We start from the raw sequence: 26,343 nt of genomic DNA, 5'->3' as shown, positions 1-26,343 counted from the left end.
CAGGGGACAGGTGGAACCGGTCCCGGCGCTCGTCGCGCTGACTTTGGTCGGCATCGCCCTCTCGCTGTACGCCGGCGCTCTGGCCGACGCCGCACCGGACCGGGACCGAGAGCGAGCAACGCTGCTGTTCGAGGCGGTCCACGACGACGTCGTCTCCGGTGGCGTCGCGCACCCGACCCGGCTGACAGTACCCGAGGAGGCACCGTCCGATGCCGACGTCGGCGTGGCGCTCGTCACCCGCAATCGCAGCTGGACGGTGGGTACGGCCGACACGACCCGGCCGTTCCCCGAGACAGCGGACGTCGCGACCGGCGCTGTCTCAGTTCGAGTGAATCCCGGGGAAACACGTGCCGGGGAGCTTCGAGTGGTGGTCCGGCGGTGACGAGCACCGTGCTCGACGTTACCGTCTTCCTCCTCTGCGTCTCCGCGAGCGTCGGGACGCTCGTCGCGGGCGGTCCGGCTCCAGCCGGCGACGCGCCGGACGCGCAGGCGACGGCGGACCGGATCGCGACGGTCACCGGCACAGTGCGCTTCACCGTCTCGAACGAGGAGGGCGAGCGGGTACGGCGCCACCAGGCGACGCTCTCGGTGTTGCTCGCTAACGCCGCACTCGCGACGGATGCGAGCGGTTCCGCCCCGGCTAGGGAGCCGTCCGGAACCGAGGACGACCCTGCCGTCGCTGGCGATGGGTCCGCTGGCGATGGGTCCGCTGGCGATGGGTCCGCTGGCGATGGGTCCGCTGGCGTCTCGGAGGCCCCGAGCTACTCGGAAGCAGTCCTCGACCTCGTTAGCACCCGAATCGGTTCACGCACTCGGGTCGTCGCGCGACCCACGGGTCGCTCGGATAGCGAGCACTCGGGCGAGGATCGCTCGGACGAGGAACACCCGGCCCAGGTCGCCGTCGGACCAAAGCCACCCCGGGACGCCGACGTGGCCGTCGCCGCGTTCTCGGTTCCCGCCGGATCGGAGTCGGAGTACGTTCGGATCGTCGTTCGGCGGTGGTCACATGCGTGAGCGACGACGGATCTCGCTTGCCGCCGACGACCGGGCACGGATACCGTTCGCCCTCATCGGCGTGCTCTTGCTCGTTTCCAGCGCGACGTATGCGGGGAGTCTCGCGACGAGCGGCCCGGTTGCCGTCGACCGACAGGTCGAGCAGGCAGTCGAGGGTGCGAACGCGGCGGCGACGCCGGCGATGCGACAGGCCGTCGCCGCCGCGGCGCGCGACGCTGCTCGCGAGCCAGTCACGCGTTCGACTGAGAACAGCACAGTCGGGGCCGTTCGAAACGACACGGCCTTCGAGGACGCACTCAAGATCCGGATCGCGCTCGCCGTCGGCGAGTCCCTGGCCGCGACGGAGACGCGACGGGGGTCGGTGACGGCCGTTACTCGAACGCCGGCAATAACTGACCGCAGCGACCTGGCAGCGGCGCGGGAGCGCGTCGCCATCGAGCACGTCGCGAACGGGACCGCGCTCGCGGTCACGCACCGCAACGTGACGACGGTCGCCAGGCGTGACGGTCGCGTCGTCTCGACGCAGTCACGGAACCGCACCGTGGTCGTTCCCGTCCCGGTCCTGGCGGCCCACGAGCGGACCCGGCGGTTCGAACGGCGACTCAACCGCGACCCGACCGCGGGCCCCGGACTCGGTCGCCGACTCACGGCGAGTCTGTATCCGATGGTCTGGGCGCGAGGGTACGCCCAGTACTCGGGCGCGCCGATCCAGAACGTCCTCGCGAACCGGCACGTCGAGCTCTCGACGAACGCCGCGATCGCCAGGGAGCAGCGGGCTGTATTCGGCCGGAGCGACCCCGGCGCCGCGGCTGGCGTTCGGCGCGCGACCCTCCGAACGGGAATGACCGACCTCCTTGCGCCGACCGAGCTCGACGAGCGGCGGTGGACGGACGCCGTCCTCGACGGGCCGGCCACGGGAACTGGGCTGCCGGCCGAGCCGAACCGCTCGGAGCGAGTGCGCACGGTCTCCGTCGACCGAAGCGCGGACGCGGCCTTCCTGCGGACTGTCGACGACCTCGACTCGATCGCCCGAGACGCGTATCGCGTCGAGGCATCGTTACAGGCCTCGGTGGTCGAGGTTGGTGACACCCGGGACGAGCCGACGCCGCCGGGCGAGAACTGGACGCTCGTCGAGGAATCCGTCGCGACCTCCACGACCGTCGCCGACGCGGATACCGGGGCGAGCGGAAGGAACGCCGGAGACGACGACGCGACTGGCTTCGGCACGTCGGCGCGAATCGTGACGGTGCAGCACGAAGCAGTCCGTCGATGGACGGACGGACGCGACGAGCGCCGCACGCGGGCGAGCTGGGTGGAGCGGTTCCGCGTGGTTGTCGTCGTCGACGGCACCTACGCGCCGCGAGCAGGTGCGCCCGACCGCCCGACAGCTCCGACGTTCGAACCCGGCGGCTGGGCGGGCGGTCCGAACCTCGCGGACGCCCCGCGTGCGGCACGGCAGCAGATCGGTGCGACGGACGTCGACGCCGTCGCCCGCGCCGCGGTCTCCACCGATGGAGTGACCCGACGAACGACGCTCACTGCAGATCGGCCGGCGAACCTCGATTCGCAGATCCGGTCTGACCTCGCCGCGCTTCGGAACGAGGTGCGCGAAGCCGAAACGAGGGTCGCCATGCGCCGCGTTGCGAGCGGCGAGGCGGACCCCTACGGCCGGCTGGCGGCGGCCATCCGCGACCGCCGTGCGAAGCTTGTCGACGCCCCCGCGACGTACGACGGCGCGTCGGACCGAGCGCGGGTCGCAGCGCGTGCTGCCTACGTCGACGCAGTTCTCGCGAAGCTGGAAGCCCGGGCGGCGACCGACGCGGAAACCTCGACGGCCATCGACGACACCGTCGACGTAACTGGCCTCGGAAACGCGTCGGTCAGCGCGTACGTCGGGGCCAGCACCGGGGGAGAGCAGCCGGAGTCGTTCATTATCGGTGCCGCGGGTCCCGGTGGCGACGTCGCGTTCACGCCGCGGGGAGCTCCCGGATACCTGCCTCGAACGGTCGTCTCCGGCCGCAATGTGAACGGGATTCCCGCCGACGAGCGAGTGCGGCCCCTGGCCACCCGGAACGTCAACTACGTGACGCTCCCGACCGCAGACGTCGCGTCGAGTATCGTCGGGCGACTGCTTGGCGACGGCGAGACCGTGCGGCTCGCGCAGGGTGGGCGAGCCTTGATCGCGGCGGATCGAGCGCTGACCGCAAAGAGCGACCCGGAGCTCCGGGCTGACCGAAGGGAGCTGTCGGCCAGTGTCGCGGAGTCGATCGCTGTCGTCGAGGACGCCGCAGCCGTCACGTTACGTGCGGAAACCCCGCTCACTGCGCGCGAACGGCGAGCAACGCTCGCCGCGGCGAGAGCGCGCTGGAACGGGACCGGGCGGCTCGCGGTTGCCATGGGGAACGGGAGCTACGCGACCGCCGTCGCAGCCGAAACCGCTGCTCGCACTGACCTCTCGCCCGGGCAGCGAGCAGTACTGGCGTCCCGGCTTCGGGTGGACGTCGCGGCGGCCGCCGACGGCGACGCGGTCAGGGTTCCGGTCGAGCTGACGAACGACACGGCTACTCGCGCCCGCGGCATCGCCCGCGAGACGCTGGAGGCCGAGGTCACCAGACGGGTGGACGCGGCGAGCGCCTCCATCCAGGAGCGCTGGGCGCCGAAGACGATCCGGAGCGTGAGTTCCGGGCTGCCGGTGACGCCAGTACCCGGCTACTGGTACGCGACGGTCAACGCCTGGCGGGTCGACGTCGCCGGAGCGTATCCGCGGTTCGAACTCCGTGCCGACACGGGACCGCCCGGGCAGGGATTCAGGTACGTTCGCGAGGCGGGGGCGGTCACCGTCGAAGTCGGTAACCAGTCGGTGCTGCTCGGCCACACCGACCCGGTTCGATTCGAGACGGGAACGGTCGTCGTCGTCGCGGTACCGCCGGGCCCACCGGGCGTCGGCGACGTCGACGGCGTCCGGACCGAAACGTCGCCCGGGTGGCCCTGTCCCGATGGGGTGGGCGAGAAATGCGAAGCCGGGAAAACCCGGGACATCAGATCCATGCCCAGTGACAGGATCGTCGACGCTACGTCGGACGCCGAGGACGTGGCGGGCGGACGAGAGCTGACGGGACCGGCGGAACTGGCAGGACTGGCAGGCCCAGCAGCCCCGAACGACGGCCGATCATCCGGCGGACCGCAGTCGTTTTCCGCACCCATCGCCGACAGCGTGTATGCTCCACGAAGTAGCGGCTGACGCCGGCACGGAGCCGGACGCGCTGCAGGCGGCGTACGAGACGATGGTCCGCGACGCCGTCACGGCCTCGGACGTCGACGAAGTGGTCGCCGAGACGAAGATCGACGCCGAGACGGCCGAAGCGATCGCCGACGGGACCGTTCCCACGCTGACCGTCGAGGAAGCGGCGTCGGTGATAGCGCTGACCCACGACCGCGACGCGGCCGCGATCGAGGCCGAACTGCGTGACCACCTCCTCATGGGGATGACGACGGCCGTCCTCGACGTCGACACGATCGCGGGCGCGATCGACGTCGATCTCACCGGGCAGGAGGTCCAGCAGGCCCTGGAGGGGCGCACGTCGATGACGCTGGCCCATCTCGCCGAGATCCACGGCGTCATCGAGGCGCGCAAGCAGTAATGCACGTCGTCATCGTCGGCTGCGGCTACGTCGGTCTCGAACTCGGTCACCAGCTCCGCGACCGGGGCCACGAGGTGACCGGAGTCAGACGCTCCGCTGACGGGCTCGACGCCGTCACCGAGGCTGGACTCGACCCGGTGCAGGCGGACGCGACGGAGCCGGCGTCGCTGGCGTCGCTCCCGGACGCCGACGCCGTGGTGTTCGCGGCGAGCTCGGGCGGTCGCGGCGCGGACGCGGCCCGACAGGTGTACGTCGACGGGCTTCGGAACGTCGTCGACGAGTACGCGGGACGCTCGACGGGGGTCGACCGACTGATCTACACCTCCTCGACGGGCGTCTACGGCGACCACGACGGGGGGTGGGTCGACGAGTCGACGCCGCTGAATCCGACGACCGAGAAGACCGAGGTCCTCGTCGAAGCCGAACGGATCGCGGTAGAGGCGACGGCGGACGTCGGCATCGACGGGACCGTCGCGCGGTTCGCGGGGCTGTACGGTCCGGGTCGCTATCGGCTGGAACGCTATCTCGATGGCCCGGTTACGGCGGGGTACCTGAACATGGTCCATCGCGACGACGCCGCTGGCGCCGTGCGGTTCCTCCTCGAGTCGGACCAGGCACGCGGGGAACCGGTCCTCGTCGTCGACGACGAACCGGCCGACAAACACGCGTTCGCGGACTGGCTCGCGGACGCCTGCGGCGTCGAGCCGCCGGCAAAGCAGTCGAAGGCCGAGCGGCTGGCCGCCGAGGGGCTCACGGAGCCGGCCAAGCGGCGGATTCGAACGAGCAAGCGCTGCTCGAACGACTACCTTCGATCGCTCGGCTACGAGTTCGAGCATCCGACGTTCCGGAGCGGCTACCAGGCTGCCGTCGAGGCGTACGTCGCCGACCGCTCACGGGGCGAATCGACCGACTAACTCGGCTCTAGTCGGTGAATTCTCCGAACACTCGGGTATTTTGTCGTCTCTGAGGTGTGAAAAATGCCGGGAACTACTTGTGTCGGGGAGTAATCCGGGAGTGTGCATGGCGGGTTCCCTCGTGGCCGGCAAGCCCTGGCGGTCGCTGGAGACGTTCGTCCGTCAGAACCCCGAACTCGCCGTTGCGGCCGTACTTTCGGCCGTCGTCGTGCTGGGGAGCGCGTACGCGTTCCTCCGGTTGCGTCGGCCGGCCGGCATCACGTTCCGCCGGCTGCTGGCGGGCCACGACGAGATCGCGGTGCTCATGCACCCGAATCCGGATCCCGACGCGATGGCGGCGGCGATCGGGGTCGCCGCGCTCGCGGACCAGCTCGACGTCGAGGCGACGATACAGTATCCGGGGCAGATCCGACACCAGGAGAACCGGGCGTTCCGAACGGTGCTGGACCTCGAGCTCGACCGAGTCGAGCACGTCACCGAACTCGCGGCCGAATCCGTCGTCCTCGTCGACCACAACGAGCCCCGCGGGTTCACCGGTTCCGACGGGGTCCTGCCGCTCGCCGTCGTCGACCATCACCCCGGCGACGGTGCCGGCGAGGAGTTCACCGACGTCCGAACGGATTACGGCGCGACGGCCTCCATCGTCGCCGAGTACTTCGAGGACAACGGCGCGACGCCCGTCCCGCCGGACAGGCACGCGAGCGAGACAGACGGCGACTACACGCTGCCGACGATCACGGCGACGGGCCTCCTGTACGGGATCCTGACGGACACGAAGCACCTGACCGTCGGGGCCAGCGACGCCGACTTCAAGGCGGCGAGCTACCTCTACCCGGCCGTCGATCAGGACCGACTGGACCGCATCGCGAACCCCGCCGTCGACGCCGAAGTACTGGAGGTCAAGGCCCGGGCGATCGCCGGTCGGGAGGTCGAGGGCTCCTTCGCGGTCGCCGACGTCGGCTCCGTGAACAACGTCGACGCGATCCCGCAGGCCGCGGACGAGCTCATCCAGCTGGAGGGCGTGACGGCCGTGGTCGTCGTCGGCGAGCGCGACGGGACGGTCCACCTGTCCGGGCGGTCCCGTGACGACCGCGTCCACATGGGCAAGGCGATCGAGGAGGCGCTGGAGGAAGTACAGAACGGCAGCGGCGGCGGCCACGCACGGATGGGCGGCGGCAGGATATCCCCGAACCTCGACGCGGCCGGCGACGAAGTGGAAGACGCCGTCGACCGCGACGCGCTGGAGGACGAACTGTTCCGTGCGATGGCTGGCGACGTGTAGAGCGTCATTCATTTATATACTAAGCCGTCACCGCTCGTTCTGTAACCGGATTGATCCTGCCGATGCGGACTCTGCGTAGTCTGATCGGAACGGTTTGGTCAATATTCGGGTGCTTGGTCTGAGTCGGATTGACCGGATGATACAGTCCAGCGGTCGGCGGCAACGCAACACCCTCGAAAGCCCTCGGTCGCTCGTTATAAACGAATGGTTGGGAAGATGATACGGGCATGCACCCGGGAGCACCGCAAACACCCGAAAAGCCCTCGGTCGCTCAGCTCACGAGGTCACTGCCGCGGTGCGCCCCAACCCTCCATCGAACGCGTTGCTCGCGCGCCGACCGCACCGCTCCACACCGCACGCCTGCCAGCCGGCGAGCGGCGACCGCCGACGAACCGCCGCGCGCGACGGCCGGCCAACCACTCCTGGGTGGGACTGAAAGGGGCAGCCGCTGCGCGGGACGCCCTGCGACGCTAGCACCGAGCCGACGAACGAGCGAAGCGAGTGAGTCGGCGAGGCGCGCAGCGAGCAGCGCGACTGCTCAGCGGCTGGGGCTTTCAAGGCGTGCCGAGTGGTGTCGGCAGCGACGACAGCCGATCCTATTTATAAGTGCGACCGCTCAGCGGCTGGGACTTTCCCGCCATGCTGAGCGGTGTCGCTCGCGACGATAGTCAGTTACCCGAAGAAAATGACACCCGAGAAGCGGCCTATCGCTCGAATTCAGCCTAGCCGAAGTTCTCGACCTTCGCGCCGTCGACGTCGCCGCCGGCGGCCTCGATAGCGGCTTCGGCCTCGTCGACGAAGTCGGCGAAGCCGTAGACGAAGACCTGCTCGCCCGCCTCGCCTGTGAGCACGTCGTCGACGTGGGACGCGAGCTCCTCGTCGTCGTCGATGACCTCGATCGTCGCCCCCAGCTCCGCCAGCGCGTCGAGGCGGTCGCCGTGCGCGGGCTCGGAATCCCGATAGACGATCGCCGCTTCGTTGTCGTCCTCGACGGCCCGCTCGCCGATGCCGACCGCAGGACCGACCCCCGGACCGCCGGCGAGGACGACGACGTGGGACTCGCCCTCGTAGTAGTCGGAGCCATACGGCCCGGACATCTCGAGCTCGTCGCCCGGTTCGAGGTCGGCGAGGTACACCGAGAAGGGGCCGCCCTCGTCGGGGTCGACCCCGATCGTCGTCTCGAACGTCGCCGTCATGTCCGGCGAGGAGAGCGTGTAGAAGCGCGAGTACTCCTCGTCGTCGACGGTGCCCGTGAGCTTGACGAACTGGCCCGGTTCGGCCGAGAACTCCTCCGGTGTCTCGAAGCGGATGGCGACCGTGTCCGGCCCGACGGATTCGACTGCGGTGACGGTAACCGTAGCGTCCATACGCCCCGTACGACGGGACGTTAAAAGAGGATGCCGTTCGCGGACGAGCCTGCGCGCGTCGGTGACGCGGGTGCCCGTTCAGGCCCGGGACTCGCCCTCCTCGCTCTCGGGGACCCACTCCCCGGCGAGATACGCGCGCCCGTCGTCCGTGATCGCGTAGGCGCCGTTTTGCCGACGCGAGACCAGCCCGTACTCCCGGAGTTTCTCGAGCCGGAACTCGAGGTACTTGTCCGGATAGTGGAGATCGCGTTCGGCGAACTCCTCGCGGAGCTGGAACCGTCGGCGCACCCCTTCAAGCAGCAGGTGCTCCAGGAGGCGGTCGTCGGGTTGGGCCATCCAGTCGGCGTGCCGGCGGACGCCGGTCTGGACGAGATCAGTCACTCGGTCCCCTCCGTACCCGTGGGGGGTTCTCTCGTCGCCGACACAGCTCGGTGAAGTGCTCGTCACAGAGTCGCGGCGTGTGGGTCGCGACCTCGTACTCGACGCCGACGACGATGGTGTCGTCGAGGCCGGTTCGCGGGGCGGACTGCCAGGCCGCGATCGCGTGATGGCCGTCGCGGGAGCAGAGCAGGCACTCGTCACCGTCGTCGGCAGCAGCCGCGAGAACTCTGCCGAACGTCTCCTCCTCGCAGTCCCGGCAGAACCCGCCGAGCTCCTCGTTCACGACGGTATCGACCACGACCCGGTTGAACCCGGCCGGTCGCTCACACCGGACGCACGACGTTTCCTGTTCGGTCATCGGTCACCACCTGTGGACCCAGCCGTTTCGAAAGCGATCACTTAATGATATTGTTCGAATCGGGACAAAACCGACGAATCCCCGGCCGACCCCCCATTATTTCCGATAGAAATTCGTGGGACAACGGGACGTCTGGTTGGATTTTCGGATCCGATCCCATCCCAGTCCGGCTTTTCATATCCAGTAAATGTCACGTTTATGCTCGAACGAGCGGTTTCGGATCGTCGAGGCCTCGGATAGACCGACGTTCGGCGTGGCGCGCGCTCGCTCGCAACGGCTGGCTCACAGGGAGTCGCTCGGGGGAATTCCTCGGCGGCGACTCGCGGGTACCGACAAGCGCCGACACCGCGGCGAGCTCGGCGGTCCGGGCCGCCCGTCGAAACGTCGGCGTCGCCGGGGGCTGTTCGGCGACCACTCGCCCGGGCGAACCGGCTTCTCGACCGGAACTCTATCGACAGCTGTCGACATCATGCTACTGTATCGTCGATATAGTCGAGGTATTCGCCGGGAATATCGACAAATGCCGATCAGATGTCGCACGACGTCTTCACGTCCGGCCACTAGATCGAACATACACCCACTAGGATCACAATATATGCCATCTTTTCTCCGTTGCATTTGCCATTCGCCGTTCGATCTCGTCGTTCGTCAAGATCCGCACCGTGGGGGCTTTCAGAAGCCTTTTGATTCGTGCTGTGGAACCACCGAGATAGCATGGCAGCGGATTTCAACTGGGCCGTCGGTGGCGAGGCTGGGGACGGTATCGCCTCGACGGGTAAGATCTTTGCCCAGGCACTCTCCCGTGCGGGTCGACACGTCTTCACCTCCAAGGATTTCGCGTCGCGAATCCGAGGCGGGTACACCGCGTACAAGGTGCGGACGTCAGTCGACAAGGTACAGAGCGTCGTCGACCGATTGGACGTCCTGATCGCGTTGACCCCGCGGACGATAGAGGAGAATCTGGACGAGCTCCACGAAGGGTCCGTCATCATCTACGACGGCGAGCGGACCACGATGGAGGACGTCGAGATCCCCGAGGGGATGATCGGCCTCGACGTCCCGCTCAAGCGACTCGCGGAGGAAGCCGGTGGCGCCATCATGCGCAACGTCGTCGCACTCGGCGCCGCATGTGAGGTCACCAACTTCCCGATCGAGAACCTCGATTCGGCCCTGAAGAAGAACTTCGGGGACAAGGGCCAGAAGCTCGTCGAGAACAACAAGACCGCCGCGCGCAACGGACAGGAGTACGTCGCCGAGGAGTTCGAGGTCGAGCCCGAGTACGACCTCGACACGACCGACAACGATTACGTCCTCCTCAACGGCGACGAGGCGATCGGTATGGGCGCCATCGCGGCCGGCTGCCGCTTCTACTCGGGCTACCCGATCACGCCCGCGACGGACGTGATGGAGTACCTGACGGGTCGCATCGAGCAGTACGGCGGCCACGTCGTGCAGGCGGAAGACGAACTCTCCGCGATCAACATGGCGCTCGGCGCCGCCCGCGCGGGCGCCCGCTCGATGACAGCGACGTCCGGTCCCGGTATCGACCTGATGACCGAGACGTTCGGTCTCGTCGCGACCAGCGAGACGCCGCTGGTCATCTGTAACGTGATGCGCTCGGGTCCCTCGACGGGGATGCCGACCAAGCAGGAGCAGGGCGACCTCGAGGGGATGCTGTACGGCGGCCACGGCGAGATCCCGCGGTTCGTCCTCGCCCCGACCACCATTGCCGAGTGCTTCTGGAAGACCGTCGAGGCGTTCAACCTCGCGGAGAAGTACCAGACGCCGGTGTACCTCACCGCCGACCTCTCGCTTGCCGTGACCGAGCAGACGTTCTCCCCGGACACGTTCGACATGGACGAGGTCGAGATCGACCGCGGGAAGCTCGTCGACGAGGAGACCATCGGCGACCACATGAACGAGAAGGAGCAGTTCAAGCCGCACGAGATCACGGAGGACGGCATCTCGCCGCGCTCCATCCCCGGCACCGACGGCGGGGCGCACATGTCCACCGGCCTCGAGCACGACGAGCTCGGCCGCCGGACGGAGGAGACGGACATGCGCGTCGAGCAGGTCGACAAGCGCAACCGGAAGGTCGACACCGCCCGCGAGCGCGAGGACTGGAGCCCGCGCGAGTTCGGGTCCGAGGACGCCGACAATCTCGTCATCACGTGGGGGTCCAACGAGGGCGCCCTCGTCGAGGCGCTCGACATGCTCGACGACGAGGGCATCGACGTGCGCGTCGTCTCCGTTCCCTACATCTTCCCGCGCCCGGACCTCTCGGACGCGGTGGACGCGGCGGAGCGGACCGTCGTCGTGGAGTGTAACGAGAGCGGGCAGTTCGCGGACATCGTCGAGCACGACGTCTTGGAACGCGTCGACCGCATCAACAAGTACACGGGCGTCCGATTCAAGGCGGACGAGCTCGCAACCGAGATCAAGCAGACCCTGGAGGCCTAACACATGAGTTCCGACGTTCGATTCACTGACTTCAAATCCGACAAGCAGCCGACCTGGTGCCCGGGTTGCGGTGACTTCGGCACGATGAACGGCATGATGAAGGCGCTGGCGGAGACGGGCAACGACCCGGACAACACCTTCGTCGTCGCCGGGATCGGCTGTTCCGGCAAGATCGGCACGTACATGCACAGCTACGCGCTCCACGGCGTTCACGGACGCGCGCTCCCCGTCGGCACGGGCGTCAAGCTTTCCCGCCCCGACATCGAAGTGATGGTCGCCGGCGGCGACGGCGACGGCTACTCCATCGGCGCGGGCCACTTCGTCCACGCCGTCCGGCGCAACGTCGACATGACGTACGTCGTAATGGACAACCGGATCTACGGCCTCACCAAGGGCCAGGCCTCGCCGACCTCGCGCGAGGACTTCGAGACGTCGACGACGCCGGAAGGGCCGAAGCAGCCCCCGGTCAACCCCCACGCGCTGGCGCTCGCCAGCGGGGCCTCGTTCATCGCGCAGTCGTTCTCCTCGGACGCGCTCCGGCACCAGGAGATCATCCAGGAGGCCATCGAGCACGACGGCTTCGGCTTCGTCAACGTCTACTCGCCGTGTGTCACGTTCAACGACGTCGACACGTACGACTACTTCCGCGACAACCTCGTGGACCTGAAGGAGGAGGACCACGACCCGACCGACTACGACGCCGCGAAGGACGTCATCCTCGACTCCGAGAAGGAGTACCAGGGCGTCGTCTACCAGGACGAGAACTCCGTCCCGTACAGCGAGCGTCACGGCGTCACCGAGGACATGTCCGACATCCCCGAGGGCGCGCCCGACGACGCGATGGACCTCGTTCGCGAGTTCTACTAAGTCGACTCGCTGGTTGCCTTTTTTAATCCGGATCGTCGTTGGCGGCGTTTTCTGATCGCAGTTCTTGGCGAGAGAGCGATTGGTATCTCGACTAAGGTTCGCTTGTTCGGTCGTCGCTACTGACATCACTCGGCACGTCCGGAAAGCCCTGGAAGCCGAACGGCCGCGCTTATAAAAACGGTCGCCCCACGTCGCTGGCGACACCACTCACCATGTCCAGAAAGTCCCAGCCCCTGACCAGTCGCACTTATAAACAAGATGGGCTGTTGTTGCTCGCGACACCACTCGGCACACCCAGAAAGCCCCAGCCGCTGAGCGGTTGCGCTGCTCGCTGCGCGCCTCGCCAGCTCACTCGCTTCGCTCGTTCGCTGGCTCGGTGCTTGCGTCGCAGGGCGTCCCGCTCAGCGGCTGCCCCTTTCAGTCCCACCCAGGAGTGGTGGCCGGGCCGTCGCGTGCGGCGGTTGGCTGGCCTGCGTCGCTCGCTGGCTGGTCAGCGTGCGGTGCGGAGCGGTTGGCGCGCGCGAGCAACGCGTGCGAGGGAGGCCGGTGGCGCGCCGATGCGGTGCGGGGCCGGCGCGCCCCGGCCGAGGCTGGGGAGGGCTGAGGATTGCGGTTGCGGTGCGGTTGCTGTCGCGGTGCTGTTGCCGTCGCGGTGCTGTCGCGGTCGCGGTGCTGTCGCGGTCGCGGTCCTGGCGGACTGAAAGGGCGACGGCCGGTCGCGCCGTAGGGGAGTCGCTGAGCCGGCCCCTATCCACGGCGGGCGGTGCTGAGAGCCGTGGATATGTCGCTCAGCGACCGCGAGCGGCCGAGGGCTTTCTGGGCGTTTGCGGTGCTGTCAAGCGCAAGCCCGTCCCACCTGTCCAAACCTGCGCACAACGATCGGCCCAGGGCTTTCTGGGTGTTTGCGGTGCTGTCCAGCACGTGTCCGTATCACCTGTGTAAATCCGCGCTTGGCGAGCGACCGAGGGATTTTGAGAAGTGTGCGGTGCTGTCGAGATCGCGATCGTCTCACCATCAAACACTACTTATAAAGAGCGGGTCGCTGTCCATGACGTCCGCCGTAACAGCCAGCCAAGGAGTACTGTCAAGGCCGACTGATCAGCGGTCGTCGACGCCCTCGCGGTCCATCTCCGTCACTTCGTCCTCGAGCCATTCGCGGAACCACTTGACCCGCTTCACGCGCCGATGCGCAATGCTCTCGGCGGTGTCCGACTGGACGCGGTCGATGTGGTCGCGGCCGCGCTCGAGCACGCGGTCGACCATCTTCGCGGCGTCCATGTGCGTCCGGGCCTCGTAGCCCATACGGAGGAGCATCAGCGCGGTGCCGTTGGCACCGACCTTGTCGAGCACGTCGGCCTCGATCAGGCACTGGGCCTCCAGCGAGACGTCGTCGAGGTCGCCCTGGTAGGAATGGTCCTCGACCGCCTGACAGACCTCCTCGACGAAGGACTCGGGGTAGTCCCCGCGCGTCCGCAGGTACTCCCGGGCGACGCGGGCGCCGGCCTCGGCGTGGACGTCCTGTTCGGCTTCGAGCTTGGCAACGTCGTGAAACAGCGCGGCGACGCGGACGACGTCCACGTCGGCGCCCTCCTCGGCGGCGATGTTCTCGGCGATGTCGACGACGTTGCGAATGTGGTTGAACCGGTAGTCGGCGGAGTGCCACGGGTACCAGCGCATGCGCCCGCCGTCGTCCTCGCTCTCGACGCTGGCGGCGAGGTAGTCGTGGACGAACTCCTCCATGTCGGCGAATTCCTCGGCGGAGACGGCGGACTCCTTAATCTCAACCCCCACGGCCACACCTCCCGTTCGCGTGCGATTCTTCGTTCATTAGGTACAAGAAGGGGAGTTCCGTTCTTAGTCGTTACGACACCCTTATGTGGGTCGATTGCTGCCGAGCGTGCGGGTTCCCTCAGCTGGTTTTGCCGGTTCGGTGCCGGACTTCGTTTTTATTCGCTGCCCCGGACGGACCACTATCGGAAAGCGGGGGTGCTGTCGAAAAGGGGTAAGTAGCTACACCGACTTCCCTCCGGCATGACCGAGCAGCGCTATCTCGAAGACAGCTACGTCAAGGAGTTCGAGGCGACCGTCGAGCGATCGCTGGACGACCGACTCGTCCTCGAGGGCACGCACTTCTACCCCGAGGGCGGCGGCCAGCCGAACGACACCGGGTTCATCACCGCGAACGGCGACCGCTGGCGCGTCACCGACGTGCAGAAGAAGGACACCATCTACCACACCGTCAAGCCCGAGAACGGCGCCGTCGCGAACGACGCCCAGCTCGGCGGCGACGCCGGGCTCGACCTCCCGGAGCCGGGGACGACCGTCACGGGGGAGCTCCAGTGGAACCGCCGATATGCACACATGCAGTACCACACGGCCCAGCACCTCCTCTCCGCGCTCCTCTTGGAGGAGTTCGACGCACGGACGACGGGCAACCAGCTGTACGACGACCACGCCCACCTCGACGCCGAGTACGACCGCTTCAGCGACGAGGACCTCCAGTACGTCGAGGACCGCCTGAACGAGCTGGTCGCCGACGCACGCGACGTCGACCACTACACGATGGACCGCGAGGTGGCGGAGGCCGAACTCGACACCGACCGCACGCGCATCGACCTCCTCCCCGATTCGATCACTGAACTCCGGATCGTCGAGATCGCGGGCGCCGACGGCAGCGACGACCCCTACGACCGGACCGCCTGCGCCGGGACCCACGTCTCCAACACCGAGAAGATCGGCGAGGTCGTCGTCACGGGCCGCGAGACGAAGGGGAGCGACGAGGAGCGGATCGAGTTCGCGCTCGACGCTCACCACGAGGAGTAATCGTGACCGACTCCGAGCGCGCGACCGGGGAGGCCCGGGAGTTCGACGTCGAACAGGTAATCCCGCGGGACGCGATCCCGAGCGTCGACGAGCCCGAATACGCCGGGACCTACGAGGGCGACCCCGCGGACGAGGTGATCGCCGTCACCGTCGAGGCGGAGAGCGGTGCCGATACTGAGACCAGGACCGTTGCTCGTGCGTATCCGGTCCGCTACCTCCACTATCACGAGATCGTCAACGACCGGCTGGGTGGGGTTCCGATCGCGGTCACCTGGTGCCCGCTCTGTGGCTCCGCGGTCGTCTACGACCGCCGGGTCGAAGCGGCTGGCGACGGAGAAGCGCCCGAGGTCCTGACCTTCGGCGTCTCCGGGAAGCTCGCGGCCGACGACCTCGTGATGTACGACCGCGAGACCGACTCCGAGTGGAAACAGTCCCTCGGCGAGGCCATCGCGGGGCCGCTCGCCGGCACCGAACTCGACGTGCGCCCGGCGAGCCTGACGACGTGGGAGCGATTCCGCGACGACTACCCGGCGGGCGACGTGCTGGCGCGCCCCGGCGGCGAGAGCGAGGCCGCCGGCGACGCCCCCGACCCGGAACCGATCGAGTACGACGAGGCCCCCTACGAGGCGTACTTCGAGACGGAGGGCTTCGGCCTCGACGCCCATCGCGGCACCGGCACCCGCGAGTGGGACCGCGAGGATCTGGACCCGAAGGACGTCGTCCTCGGCGTCGAGATAGCCGGCGACGCGCTCGGGTTCCCGCGCCGCGTCGTCGCCGGCGACGACGAGTCGCCGGGCGCCGCCGGGCACGAGCGGGGCGTCGTCACCGCGACCGTCGGCGGCGTCGACGTCGTCGTCTTCGCGACCGAGGACGGGATCCACGCGTTCGAGAACCCGGGCTACGAGTGGCGCGACGCCCCGGGCGGCTTCCGGGCGAGCGCGGACTCCGGCGGGGCGCTGTTCGACGGCGTCACCGGCGAACCGGTCGACGCGCCCGCGGCCCACACCGGCGAGAGCGGGAGCGTCGCTGCGGAGCCGTTAGCGCGGCTGCCGTCACGGCGACTGTTCGCGTTCGCCTGGCAGGACGACCACGGTCCGGACGCCTTCTACCTCGGCGCCGACGCGTAAGGTTGCCCGCGCGGAGAAAAACCGTTCTCTACAGGTACGCGGCGTCCCAGCGGGACGGTTTCCCGCGATTGCCGCAGTCGTTGCACTCGATCCGGTCCATCGTGTCGACCGCGGTGTCCAGGCTCTCGCAGTTGCCACAGAAGTAGCCGTACTTGTCCTCGTGGTTCTCGTCGAGGTACGCGGCGTAAAAGGCGCCGTCGGAGCCACGCTCGCTCTCCTCGTACGCGACGTGGACGCGCTCGCCGTCGGGCGCGGTGTAGACCGCGGTTTCCGGCGTGCCGGGCTCCGCCGTGAGGTCCTTCACGTATCGGCGCTCGTGGAACGTCTCGCGGCCGACCGTTATCGTCCGGTCGTCGCCCTGCTCGTAGCCCTCGCGCTCGTAGAAGCCCGTGCCGGCCTCGTTCGCGACGAGGACGCGGCCCTCGATGCGGTCGACGTCGGCCTCGCGGAGCTCGGCTTCGACCCGGGCGAGGAGCTCCGACCCGATACCCTCGCCGCGGTGGTCCGGATGGACGTGGAGCCAGTCGATCTCGCCGACCCGCTCGCGTACGTGCTCGACGACGTAGCTCTCCGCGAACCCGACGATCTCGCCGTCCTCGACGGCGACGGGGAACACGACCCGGGGCGTCACGACGTCCTCGCTGAGCTCGTCCGGGTCGTACCAGCCGTCGATGGCCTCCTCGAGGAGGTCCTCGTCGACGGCGTGCCCGTACGACTCCGTCAGCGACGCGTGCGCTACGGCTCTGATCGCCTCGACGTCTTCCGGGGTCGCCTCTCTGAGCTCCATGTAGGAGTGTACCGACCGCTCTCACAAAAGTTCTGCCGGCTCCCGTGGGTGTCGCCACCGTCCGGCGTCGGCCGCCGGGGCGGGGGCTAACGGGCTTCGAGCCGGGAGCCAGCTGGGGGTACGGCGTCAGTCCTCTGCCTTCCCCGCAATGATGACCGGGCGGTCCGCGTTGAGGATCACCGTCTGGGCGACGCTGCCGAACAGCGCCTTCCCGGCCGGCGACCGCGAGCGCCCGCCGATGGCGATGGCGTCGACGTCCTCGTTGCCGGCCGTCTGGAGGATGGCCTCGGCCGGGTCCCCGCTGCCCTCCAGGACCTCGTGGTCGTAGCCGGCCGCCTCGAGGCGCTCGGTCGCGCGGCGGACCGGTCCGACCTGCGTCGCCGACGCGCCGGCCGGATTGTCGACGAAACTGTGGAATACCGAGACAAAGACGTCTTCCGGCTCGCCCGGCAGGTTCGTTATCTCGTCCGCGATGTCCTCGGCCAGCTTCTCGTCGTCGTCCACGCCCAGTAGTACGTGATACATGGGTGGGTGTTTGACCGCATCCGGTTTGGTTTTTGGCATCAGTTCAATGCGGGTGCCAGCTCACGGCAGACCATCTCTCGACGTCGACATCGACGGGTTCCTGCCACTCATCGGGGGTTCCCCTCCTCGGCCCGGGACCGTAGCGCTCGCGGCCCGAGTCCGACCGAAGATCGACCGTCGAATCAGCGAAGCGAGAACGGCTCGGGGTCAATGCGTGGAACAGTCGGCGCGGTCGGTGCGGTCGTGCGAGGACGCGCGAGTGGAGCCGATGCAAGTGGGCAGGCCAGTGCGGAGAAACGTCTGGGAGCAGGTGAGTCGGAACGAAGCGGCGGAAAACAGGGATCGGACGTCGCGCGTTACGAGATGGAGTACGAGGCGGCCGCCATCAGCAGTAGCGTGAGGGCGAGCGCGAGTGTCATCAGGTAGCTCAGCGACTTGTTCTCCCAGCGGAGGTGCATGAAGTACCCCACGACGAGCAGCGTCTTCGCGGCGGCGATGACCATCGTGCCGCCGAACGCGACGCTGTACGCGAAGTCGAGTCCGCTCTCGAAGAGGATGTAGTTCAGAGTCGCGAGAGCCATCAACGCGACGTAGATCCCTGTATAGAATTTGATGGAGTCCGTAGCCATGCTTCGTACATGACCGTTAGTTCGCTGGTTTAAGGATTTACCGAATCACCGCGGCATTGCCCGGTTGCCGAGGGCTCTCCTCGGTCGCTGGCAGTTCCTCCGAGTGAAGATACCGTCCCGATTTCGCTACCGCCCGGGCGCACTCGTACGAACGGGACCGCCGACCCTTACCCGTCGGTGTCGTGGTCGGTGGCGTTCATGCCGGCAGGATCGTCGTCGCGGTCGACCCCCCGCCAGCGCTTGTACAGCAGGTAGGCAACGACCGGTCCACCGACCCAGTAGAGCGTGCCGGCGATCGCGGCGACGACCCCGCGGAGGAACGTCTCCGAGAACAGCACGTCGGGGAGCATGGCTCGATCTGGGTGGCTCGAACGTATATACCTGCCGTCACTCCGCGCTCGTCGGCTCCGTAATCCACTCTCAGTCCGCGTCCAGCCGGTACAGCCCCAGCGACGCCGCGGCTAATCCGACCTCGGCGATCTTCGAGACCAGGGCGAGGGTATCCGAGAGCAGGTGGTCCAAGACGATCACGAGCGGGTGCCGCGTGTCGTGTCCGTAGGAGCTCAGGCCGGGCCAGAAGCCGCCGTGGTCCAAGAACGTGTGCCAGATGCCGAACCCGACGACGAACGTCAGCGAGACGGCCGCGATAGCGAGGTACGCCGGACCGCGTGCGACATCGTAATACGCAAGCATGCCACAGAACAGGATGGCGAAGCTCCCCAGCAGGAACGCGAGCGGCCGCGGATCGGCCATGTTGCCCGCAGTCAGGTATATCGGTAGCACCGCGCCGCCGTAGGTCGTGTGAAAGAGATGGATCCCGACCGTGATCGTCCCAAACACGATCGCTGCGATCCGGAGCCGCCGAACCAGCGTGTCGCTCATGGACCGCCTTGGGCGAGGAACGGCTTAGGTCGTGCGTTCTCACGCGACGAGTCCGAGTCACTGTTGGACCAGTCACTACCACGTGGCCGCACCGAGCACAACGGACGGCGTTACTGCCACTTCGCCGGTAATACAAAAACGAAGAATCGCAAACGGCCGCAAACCGCCTGAGGGGAATCCCCTCAGAACAGGTAGAACAGCGGGAACAGGAAGATCCAGACGATGTCGACGAAGTGCCAGTAGAGGCCGAAGTACTCGACCGGCCGCGAGTCCTTCATGTACGCGCCATTGTAGGCGCGGTACAGGAGGAAGCCGGCGATGAGCATGCCACCGATGACGTGGATCCCGTGAAGACCGGTGGTGATGTAGTAGATCGAGGACTGCACCGGGTCACCGTGCGGGTTGTGCGTCAGCGTGATGTTCTTGTCGTAGATCTCGTGGTGCCATTCCCAGCCCTTGATGGCCAGGAACGTCATGCTGGCCACGAGCGTCGCGCCGAGGCTGGCGAGCAGCCCCGTCCGGTTCTCGCGGCGCGCGAACACCAGCGCGAGGATGACCGTGAACGACGAGGTCAGCAGGACGATGGTGTTGATGAGCCCCGGCAGCGCGGCGGGGAGCGGCTCCCACGTCCGCCAGCCGGCGTTGACGCGGATGAACACGGCCGCGGAGATGAACGCGCCGAAGACGATGACGTCCGACGCGAGGAAGAACCACATGCCGAGCTTCACCTTCTCGATGCCCTCGAAGGGCCAGCGCTCGGCGATCCCCATCGGCGGCGCGTAGAAGTCCTCGAGCCCCCAGCGGACGCCGCTCCAGATCAGGAGGAACGTGCCCGCGACGAAGGCGACGGGGTACACCGGGTTGACGATCGAGATGCCGGTGCTCAGCAGGGCTTCCGTCTGCGTGACGTCGACCGCGCTCCGGATACCGGTGAGCCCGAAGAGGAAGATCCCCGTCGCCAGCGACAGCATGAGCGGCCAGATGCTGGCGTGGCTCGGGTGGTCGACCTCGTCCGCGAGCACGTAGTTGCTGGCCTCGTTACCGTGACCGTGACCGCCGTCGGCGACCGCGTCCTTGACGAACTCGAGCTTGCCGGAGGCGTAGGAGGGGCGGCCGTCCCAGTTCTCCAGCGGCGGCGGCGAGGAGATGGCCCACTCCGCCGTTCGCGTGTAGTCCCACGGGTTGTCGTCGGCGTCGGGGCCGGCGACGAAGGACTTCGCGAAGTTGTAGAACATGATGAAGAACGAGAGTCCCAGGATGAACGCCCCGATCGTCCCGATCCGGTGGAACGTCGTGAACGCGGGGTTGTACTCGAAGACGCGGCGCGGCGTCTCCCAGCCCAGGAACATGGAGAAGTACACCATGTTGAAGCTGATGAAGAAGATCACGAAGTGGACCTTCCCCAGGAACTCGTCGTACATCTTCCCGGTGACCTTCGGGTACCAGTAGTACGCGCCGCCGAAGAGGGCCGTCGCACCCCCGAACATCACGTAGTGGAAGTGCGCAACGACCCAGTAGGTACCGCGGAACTCGTAGTCGAGGACGATGGCGCCGAGGAAGACGCCGGTGATGCCCCCGAGGATGAAGAGTAGTAGCGCGCCGAACGCGAAGAGGAACGGCGTGGTGAACTGAATCCGCCCCTTGATCAGCGTGTAGATCATCGCGAACACCAGCAGGTCGAAGGGCAGCGAGATCCCGATGGTGGTCGCCATCATCAGCGTCTTGATCTCCAGGTTGATCGTCGTCAGGAACATGTGGTGCATCCAGACGAGGAACGACTGGACGGAGATCAGACAGATGGCGATGATGACCCACTTGCGCCCGACGAGCCGGCGAGCGGAGAACGTCTGGAACAGCTCCAGCATGACCCCGAGTGCCGGGAAGAAGACGATGTACACCTCCGGATGGCCGAAGAACCAGAAGAGGTGGCCCCACAGCAGTGAGCCACCCTCGGTCGCCGAGAAGTAGAGGCTCCCGATGATGCGGTCAGCCGAGAGGATCAGCAGCGCGGAGAGGAATGCGGCGAACGCGAACAGCATCATCCACGTGGTCGCCAGCATACCCCACGTGAACATCGGCATGTCCATGAGACCCATACCCTCCGCGCGCGAATGGTGGATGGTCGTCAGGAAGTTCACCGTCGAGGCGGTGGAGCCGATGATGAACATCGTCAGTGCGAGGATGGCCCCGGTCGAGCCGATACTCGGCGTGTACATCGGGAGGTTCAGCGGGGCGTACAGCGTCCAGCCGCCGTTGAGCGTGCCGCCCTGGAAGAAGCTGATACCCAGGAGGACCCCGGAGAACAGGTACATCCAGTACGACAGCGCGTTCAGGCGCGGGAACGCCAGGTCGTCAGCCCCGATCTGGAGCGGGATGAAGTAGTTCGCGAAGCCGAACGCTAGCGGGGAGAGGAACCAGAACACCATCACCAACCCGTGGGCGGTGACGGCCTCGTTGTAGGCGGCGCCGGAGAGCACCTGCGCTCCGGGCGTCCAGAGCTGGAGGCGGATCAGCAGCGCGAGCGTCCCGCCGAAGAGCAGGAAGAACAGCGCCGTGATCGTGTAGAGCAGCCCGACGTCCTTGTGGTTCGTCGTAACGAGCCAGCGCTTGACGGAGGTCGTCGGTGGCAGTCCCGACATCGTTAGTGCCCCCCATCCTCCGAGCTACTGCTCTCGTCCGAGCTATTGCCGGTACTCGAGGAGTTCGTCGTCTCTGGCGCCTGGCTCTTGTACCACTTGTCGAAGTCGGTTTCGTTCATTACGATGATCTCTCCATCCATGTAGGAGTGGCCGGAGCCACAGAGCTCGTAGCACTTCACCTTGTAGCTAACCGTCTCGTTCTGGCTCAGGTCCTCGCCCTGCGTCGAGAACCAGGTCTCCGAGGTCTGTCCGGGGATCGCGTCGGACTTGATGCGTAACTCCGGTGCCCCGAAGTTGTGCCAGACGTCTCTCGACGTGACGTCCAATCGTATCACCGCGTCCTGGGGGACGCGAAGCGTGTTCTGTGCCGTGGCGCCGTTCGGATACTGGAACTCCCAGCCGAACTGGTAGCCGACGACGTCCACTTCCATGTCCGATTCGACGTTCTGTTCGGAGGGTCCTTCCTCGACGTAGAGGAGCAGTCCGTACGCGTAGACGACGAGACTGATCACGACGATCGCGCTGAGACCGAACGAGAGGAAGAGCTTCTTCGCCTTCGGCCCTCCCTGTCCGGTCGGCAGCTCGCCGAGGACGGGAACGTCTTCCTTTTCACCGACCTCGCCGCGGTCACGGTACTTGTACGCGTTGTACAGCGTGTACGCGACCACGACGACGCCGACGAGCGTGCCGAGGCCCAGGAAGACGGTGAAGATCTCGTTGAAGACCGCCGCCTGGGCACGGACGCCACCCGACGCTTGTGCCAATAATAGTGACTCAATCATGTCTTCTGTCGGCCCTTGGTCGGAAGGTAGGCCAAGCCGCACTTAGCTCTTTTGTAGCGTCCTCGTCGTCGGGATCGCAGTCGATATACGAAGGCTATTAGTACACAGATACTGACCTTCCGCTAACGAGGAACGTATTCAGCAATGGTTTCGCTAACACTTCTGAGCACGGTACTGATGGGCTTGCTCGTGGTTGCGACGGCGATGGCCGTCGCGCGACTGGGCATCCGGCGTGAGCCGCCGACCAAGGAGACCGGAGACCGATACGAGGCGATCGCCGAGAGCCTGCGCTCGCTCGCGCAGTCCCCGGCAGTCTGGGCGATCGTCTTCGTCGGCTGCGCGCTCGCGGTAGGTCTCCTCCCCGCCCTCGCGGTCGGCCGCTTCGGGATCTCCGAGTCGCTCGGGGCGACCTTCTTCAACATCGTCTACGCGATCGTCGGACTGCTCATCCTCGGCTTCGTCTTCATCAGCTCGTACGCGGGGACTCGCCAGCGCGGCCTCGGCAACGCGCAGGGCGTCGTCGTCGGCTCGCTCTCGGTCGGGCTGCTCCTCGTGCTCGTCATTGCCGTGCGGCTGGTCGTCGACCTCGGCGGCTAAACCGACCGAGGTCGTTTCACTCCGCTATCGCTCTCTTTCCGCTTTCCGCGGTTCTTTATATACCGGGCTCGCGCCACGATTCATGCCATCGAGTGACGCGCGCGACTCGCCGCCAGCGTACGCCGACCTTATCGACCGCTACCGACGGATATCGAACCTCCGACAGGCGTCGATGTTCCTCAACTGGGACCAGCAGGTGATGATGCCCGAGGGTGGCACGCCCGGGCGGTCCGAGCAGCTCTCGGCCATCTCCGCGACCAGCCACGAGCTCCTCGTCGACGAGGAGGTGGCCGACTGGCTCGCCGCCGTCGCGTCGGCGGCGCTCTCGGACGAACAGGCGGCGAACGTCCGCGAGATCCGGCGGGAGCACGAGCGGAAGGCCGATGTCGACGGTGCCCTGATCGAGGAGATCTCCCAGGTCGCCGCCGAGAACCAGGAGATCTGGCAGGAGGCGAAGGCCGAGGACGACTTCGAGCTGTTCGCCCCACGGCTCGAACGGATCCGCGACCTCGGCATCGAGCGCGCCGAGCAGATCGACCCCGAGAAGCCCCCATACGAGGTGATGTACGAGGACGGCCACCCGTACATCTCGCTGGAGACGATGAACGCGCTGTTCGACCGGCTGCGCGAGGAGTTGCCGCCGCTCGTCGACGAGATCCGGTCCTCGGGCCGAGAGCTCGCGACGCCCTTCGAGGGCGAGTACCCGGAGGCCGACCAGCGCGCGCTGTGTGAGGCCGCGCTCGACTTCCTCGGCTACGACGAGTCGCGCGGGCGACTCGACACCGCGCCACACCCGTTCATGGCGGGCAACCAGTTCGACGCGCGCATAACGACGCGCTTCAAGCCTGACGACCCGCTCGACGCGCTCACGGCGACGATCCACGAGTACGGCCACGCGAGCTACCAGCTCGGGCTCCGACAGGACCGATACGGCGAGCCGGTGGGGCAGTCCCGCCGGAGCATCCACGAGTCACAATCGCGCTTCTGGGAGAATCACGTTGGTCGCACCAAACCGTTCTGGGAGGCGTTCCTCCCGGAGCTCAAGACGCACCTCGACGGCGTCGAGGACCTGACCGCCCAGGAAGCCTACGAGGCGGCCAACCGGATCTACCCCGAGAACCTCATCCGAGTCGAGGCCGACGAGCTCACCTACCACATGCACATTATCCTCCGGTGTGAGATCGACCAGGCGTTCGTCGAGGGCGACGTCGACGTCGACGAGATTCCCACGCTCTGGAACGAGAAGATGGACGAGTACCTCGGCGTGACGCCGGACACCGACGCCGAGGGCTGTCTGCAGGACATCCACTGGACCTCCGGGTTCGCCGCCTTCCAGGGGTACACCCTCGGCAGCATCGTCGCCGCCCATCTCAACCACGCGATCCGCGAGGACCTCGACGTCGACGGACTCGTCCGCGACGGCGAGTTCGACCCGATCCGCGAATGGATGAAGGAGCACGTCCACCGCTACGGCCAGCGGTACGAGACGCCGGAGCTCATCGAGATGGCGACGGGCGAGCCGCTGACGGCCGACTACTTCAGCGACTACGTCCACGAGAAGTTCACGGCACTGTACGACCTGTAGCACGAGCAGGTCCCTGGCGGGCGCGGCGCCAGCGAAGTCGGAGAGAAACGGAACCAGAGTCGGAGAGAAACGGAACCGGCGGGAGTCGGGACGAACGTCGTCGCTCGCGACGACTCAGGCGATGGGGATCCCGTGTCGCGTCAGGTACTCGCTGACGTCTTTGATCTCCACGGGGCTGCCGATGATCCGACACAGGTCGTCGCTCCGGGCGACGGTGACGGTGAACTCCGATTCGAGGTCCTCACGGACCGTTTCGAGGGTGTCACAGGGGAGGACGATCTGCGTGCTGTCGCGGAGGTGTGCCGGTTCCGGCATTCGACGCTTCGAGTGAACCGTGTGTGACTGAAAATTCTATCGAAACGCCGGACGCCGAAAGAAAGCGGAGCGTTCTTATACGGGTTGTCGGCCGCGGTCGCCCGAGCCAATTCACGGAAAAAACCGTCGAGTGCCGGAACTGCCTGTAGATCGCCGGCGGGCAGGGTCGAGGGGCGCTCGTCGGGGTGGAAGGAACAGGTTTAACGACGGCAATAGCCGAGTATTGTGTAATGGGACTGGAGGAGGAGATCGACGAACTCCGCGAGGAGATCGCGAACACGCCATACAACAAGGCCACCGAGAGCCACATCGGGCGGCTGAAGGCGAAGCTCGCGGAGAAGAAGGAGAAGCTGGAGAACCAGTCCTCCGCGGGTGGCGGGCAGGGGTACGCCGTCGAGAAGCACGGCGACGCCTCCGTCGCCCTCGTGGGGTTCCCCAGCGTCGGCAAGTCGACGCTCATCAACGCGCTGACGAACGCGGACAGCGAGACCGGGTCGTACGATTTCACGACGCTGGACGTCAACCCGGGCATGCTGAAGTACAACGGCGCGAACATCCAGCTGCTCGACGTCCCGGGCCTCATCGAGGGCGCGGCCGGCGGCCGCGGTGGCGGGAAGGAGGTCCTCTCGGTCGTCCGGACCGCGGACCTCGTCGTCTTCCTGCTGTCCGTCTTCGAGATCGAGCACTACGACCGTCTTTCCGAGGAGTTGTACGCGACGAACATCCGGCTCGACAAGGAGCCGCCGAACATCAACGTCCGGAAGACGCACAAGGACGGCATCCAGGTGACGCTCGGTGACGACGTCTCGATCGGCGAGGACACGGTCAAGGACGTCCTCCGCGAGCACGGCTACGTGAACGCGAAGGTGACCATCCCCCACGACGTCACCATCGACGAACTTATCGACGGCGTGATGGACAACCGGGAGTACCTCCCGTCGATGGTCGCCGTCAACAAGGCCGACCTCATCGACCGCGACTACCTCCCGACCGTCAAGGAGGAGCTGCGCGAGCGCGACCTCGACCCCGAGGAGTGCGTGTTCATCTCCGCGGAGAAGGAGCGGGGGCTCGACGGCCTCAAAGAGCGCCTCTGGGAGGAGCTCGGCCTCATCCGGATCTACATGGACAAGCCGGGTCGCGGCGTCGACTACGAGGAACCGCTGATCCTCTACGAGGGCGCCACCGTCGAGGACGCCTGCAAGAAGATCGGCGGCCAGTTCGAGGACCGGTTCAAGTTCGCGCGCGTCTCCGGCGAGAGCGCGGAACACGAGGACCAGCAGGTCGGCAAGACCCACGAACTCGCCGACGAGGACGTCCTCCGCATCGTCGCGCGGAAGTAAGCCGGCCCGAGCGTCGTCGAATCAGACA

At 66.9% G+C, this 26,343-nt stretch carries 25 protein-coding genes; 13 read left to right on the top strand and 12 right to left on the bottom strand.

Annotated features, from left to right (window positions below; translation table 11 throughout):
• Window positions 1–10: 10 nt before the first annotated feature.
• The 6 genes from ACQE3M_RS08625 (at window position 11) to ACQE3M_RS08600 (ending at window position 6,851) form a co-directional block, all read left to right on the top strand.
• Window positions 11–382, top strand: coding sequence for a DUF7285 family protein (locus ACQE3M_RS08625; RefSeq protein WP_430505187.1), 372 nt, complete (start codon window positions 11–13; stop codon window positions 380–382).
• Window positions 379–1,014 carry a DUF7284 family protein gene (locus ACQE3M_RS08620; protein WP_430505186.1) on the top strand — a complete coding sequence of 212 codons (636 nt, stop codon included), beginning with the start codon at window positions 379–381 and terminating at the stop codon, window positions 1,012–1,014. Before ACQE3M_RS08625 ends, ACQE3M_RS08620 begins: the two co-directional genes overlap by 4 nt.
• Window positions 1,007–4,255, top strand: a complete 3,249-nt coding sequence (locus tag ACQE3M_RS08615) for a DUF7286 family protein (protein WP_430505185.1) — start codon at window positions 1,007–1,009, stop codon at window positions 4,253–4,255. The genes ACQE3M_RS08620 and ACQE3M_RS08615 overlap by 8 nt, the downstream gene beginning before the upstream one ends.
• The gene (locus tag ACQE3M_RS08610) at window positions 4,233–4,655 is read left to right on the top strand and encodes a DUF5791 family protein (RefSeq protein ID WP_430505184.1); all 423 of its coding nucleotides are present in this window, start codon (window positions 4,233–4,235) and stop codon (window positions 4,653–4,655) included. The genes ACQE3M_RS08615 and ACQE3M_RS08610 overlap by 23 nt, the downstream gene beginning before the upstream one ends.
• Window positions 4,655–5,569, top strand: coding sequence for an SDR family oxidoreductase (locus ACQE3M_RS08605; protein ID WP_430505183.1), 915 nt, complete (start codon window positions 4,655–4,657; stop codon window positions 5,567–5,569). Before ACQE3M_RS08610 ends, ACQE3M_RS08605 begins: the two co-directional genes overlap by 1 nt.
• 106 nt (window positions 5,570–5,675) lie before the next feature.
• Window positions 5,676–6,851: a DHH family phosphoesterase gene (locus tag ACQE3M_RS08600; RefSeq protein ID WP_430505182.1), complete on the top strand. Its 1,176-nt coding sequence runs from the start codon at window positions 5,676–5,678 to the stop codon at window positions 6,849–6,851.
• Window positions 6,852–7,573: 722 nt separating this feature from the next.
• Here the strand turns inward: ACQE3M_RS08600 and ACQE3M_RS08595 are convergent.
• From ACQE3M_RS08595 to ACQE3M_RS08585, 3 genes are all read right to left on the bottom strand, one after another.
• Entirely contained in the window at window positions 7,574–8,218 is a 645-nt protein-coding gene (locus ACQE3M_RS08595; protein ID WP_430505181.1) for an FAD-dependent oxidoreductase, read from the bottom strand.
• Between the two features lie 78 nt (window positions 8,219–8,296).
• Window positions 8,297–8,599, bottom strand: coding sequence for a hypothetical protein (locus ACQE3M_RS08590; RefSeq protein WP_430505180.1), 303 nt, complete (start codon window positions 8,597–8,599; stop codon window positions 8,297–8,299).
• Window positions 8,592–8,957: a hypothetical protein gene (locus tag ACQE3M_RS08585; protein WP_430505179.1), complete on the bottom strand. Its 366-nt coding sequence runs from the start codon at window positions 8,955–8,957 to the stop codon at window positions 8,592–8,594. Before ACQE3M_RS08585 ends, ACQE3M_RS08590 begins: the two co-directional genes overlap by 8 nt.
• A 714-nt stretch (window positions 8,958–9,671) precedes the next feature.
• On the opposite strand from ACQE3M_RS08585, the gene ACQE3M_RS08580 reads away from it, so the two are divergent.
• Together ACQE3M_RS08580 and ACQE3M_RS08575 are read left to right on the top strand one after the other, a co-directional pair.
• Entirely contained in the window at window positions 9,672–11,417 is a 1,746-nt protein-coding gene (locus ACQE3M_RS08580) for a 2-oxoacid:acceptor oxidoreductase subunit alpha (protein WP_430505178.1), read from the top strand.
• A 3-nt stretch (window positions 11,418–11,420) separates the two neighbouring features.
• Complete coding sequence (locus tag ACQE3M_RS08575; protein WP_430505177.1) at window positions 11,421–12,284, top strand: 2-oxoacid:ferredoxin oxidoreductase subunit beta; 864 nt, start codon at window positions 11,421–11,423, stop codon at window positions 12,282–12,284.
• Between the two features lie 1,098 nt (window positions 12,285–13,382).
• On the opposite strand, the gene ACQE3M_RS08570 is transcribed toward ACQE3M_RS08575, so the two are convergent.
• Window positions 13,383–14,075 carry an HD domain-containing protein gene (locus ACQE3M_RS08570; RefSeq protein ID WP_430505176.1) on the bottom strand — a complete coding sequence of 231 codons (693 nt, stop codon included), beginning with the start codon at window positions 14,073–14,075 and terminating at the stop codon, window positions 13,383–13,385.
• Between the two features lie 240 nt (window positions 14,076–14,315).
• On the opposite strand from ACQE3M_RS08570, the gene ACQE3M_RS08565 reads away from it, so the two are divergent.
• Window positions 14,316–15,107 carry an alanyl-tRNA editing protein gene (locus ACQE3M_RS08565; RefSeq protein WP_430505175.1) on the top strand — a complete coding sequence of 264 codons (792 nt, stop codon included), beginning with the start codon at window positions 14,316–14,318 and terminating at the stop codon, window positions 15,105–15,107.
• A gap of 2 nt (window positions 15,108–15,109) precedes the next feature.
• Complete coding sequence (locus ACQE3M_RS08560; RefSeq protein ID WP_430505174.1) at window positions 15,110–16,234, top strand: DUF3179 domain-containing protein; 1,125 nt, start codon at window positions 15,110–15,112, stop codon at window positions 16,232–16,234.
• Window positions 16,235–16,262: 28 nt separating this feature from the next.
• Here the strand turns inward: ACQE3M_RS08560 and ACQE3M_RS08555 are convergent, their stop codons facing one another.
• The 7 genes from ACQE3M_RS08555 to coxB form a co-directional block, all read right to left on the bottom strand.
• Window positions 16,263–17,021, bottom strand: coding sequence for a GNAT family N-acetyltransferase (locus ACQE3M_RS08555; protein ID WP_430505173.1), 759 nt, complete (start codon window positions 17,019–17,021; stop codon window positions 16,263–16,265).
• Between the two features lie 126 nt (window positions 17,022–17,147).
• Window positions 17,148–17,546 carry a universal stress protein gene (locus ACQE3M_RS08550; protein ID WP_430505172.1) on the bottom strand — a complete coding sequence of 133 codons (399 nt, stop codon included), beginning with the start codon at window positions 17,544–17,546 and terminating at the stop codon, window positions 17,148–17,150.
• 356 nt (window positions 17,547–17,902) lie between these two features.
• The gene (locus ACQE3M_RS08545) at window positions 17,903–18,175 is read right to left on the bottom strand and encodes a cytochrome C oxidase subunit IV family protein (protein WP_430505171.1); all 273 of its coding nucleotides are present in this window, start codon (window positions 18,173–18,175) and stop codon (window positions 17,903–17,905) included.
• Window positions 18,176–18,342: 167 nt separating this feature from the next.
• Window positions 18,343–18,525 carry a hypothetical protein gene (locus ACQE3M_RS08540; protein WP_430505170.1) on the bottom strand — a complete coding sequence of 61 codons (183 nt, stop codon included), beginning with the start codon at window positions 18,523–18,525 and terminating at the stop codon, window positions 18,343–18,345.
• Between the two features lie 70 nt (window positions 18,526–18,595).
• Window positions 18,596–19,057, bottom strand: coding sequence for a hypothetical protein (locus tag ACQE3M_RS08535; protein WP_430505169.1), 462 nt, complete (start codon window positions 19,055–19,057; stop codon window positions 18,596–18,598).
• 182 nt (window positions 19,058–19,239) lie between these two features.
• Complete coding sequence (locus tag ACQE3M_RS08530) at window positions 19,240–21,696, bottom strand: cbb3-type cytochrome c oxidase subunit I (RefSeq protein ID WP_430505168.1); 2,457 nt, start codon at window positions 21,694–21,696, stop codon at window positions 19,240–19,242.
• Window positions 21,697–21,698: 2 nt separating this feature from the next.
• Window positions 21,699–22,478 (bottom strand): cytochrome c oxidase subunit II, encoded by a 780-nt coding sequence (gene coxB / locus ACQE3M_RS08525; protein ID WP_430505167.1) that lies wholly within the window; start codon window positions 22,476–22,478, stop codon window positions 21,699–21,701.
• 177 nt (window positions 22,479–22,655) lie between these two features.
• On the opposite strand from coxB, the gene ACQE3M_RS08520 reads away from it, so the two are divergent.
• Together ACQE3M_RS08520 and ACQE3M_RS08515 are read left to right on the top strand one after the other, a co-directional pair.
• On the top strand, window positions 22,656–23,075 hold the full coding sequence (locus ACQE3M_RS08520; RefSeq protein WP_430505166.1) for a hypothetical protein: 420 nt from the start codon (window positions 22,656–22,658) through the stop codon (window positions 23,073–23,075).
• Window positions 23,076–23,157: 82 nt separating this feature from the next.
• The gene (locus ACQE3M_RS08515; protein ID WP_430505165.1) at window positions 23,158–24,660 is read left to right on the top strand and encodes a carboxypeptidase M32; all 1,503 of its coding nucleotides are present in this window, start codon (window positions 23,158–23,160) and stop codon (window positions 24,658–24,660) included.
• Window positions 24,661–24,774: 114 nt separating this feature from the next.
• Here the strand turns inward: ACQE3M_RS08515 and ACQE3M_RS08510 are convergent, their stop codons facing one another.
• Window positions 24,775–24,975: a VNG_1110C family protein gene (locus tag ACQE3M_RS08510; protein ID WP_430505164.1), complete on the bottom strand. Its 201-nt coding sequence runs from the start codon at window positions 24,973–24,975 to the stop codon at window positions 24,775–24,777.
• A 230-nt stretch (window positions 24,976–25,205) separates the two neighbouring features.
• Between ACQE3M_RS08510 and ACQE3M_RS08505 the strand changes: the two genes are divergently transcribed.
• Window positions 25,206–26,315: an OBG GTPase family GTP-binding protein gene (locus ACQE3M_RS08505; RefSeq protein WP_430505163.1), complete on the top strand. Its 1,110-nt coding sequence runs from the start codon at window positions 25,206–25,208 to the stop codon at window positions 26,313–26,315.
• The last annotated feature ends 28 nt before the right edge of the window (window positions 26,316–26,343 follow it).

This window comes from Halosubterraneus shenae (assembly GCF_050510935.1).
Lineage (GTDB): Archaea > Halobacteriota > Halobacteria > Halobacteriales > Haloferacaceae > JBDGPU01.
Note: the sequence above shows the minus strand (reverse complement) of the source record. Positions and strands in the feature narration are given on the sequence as shown.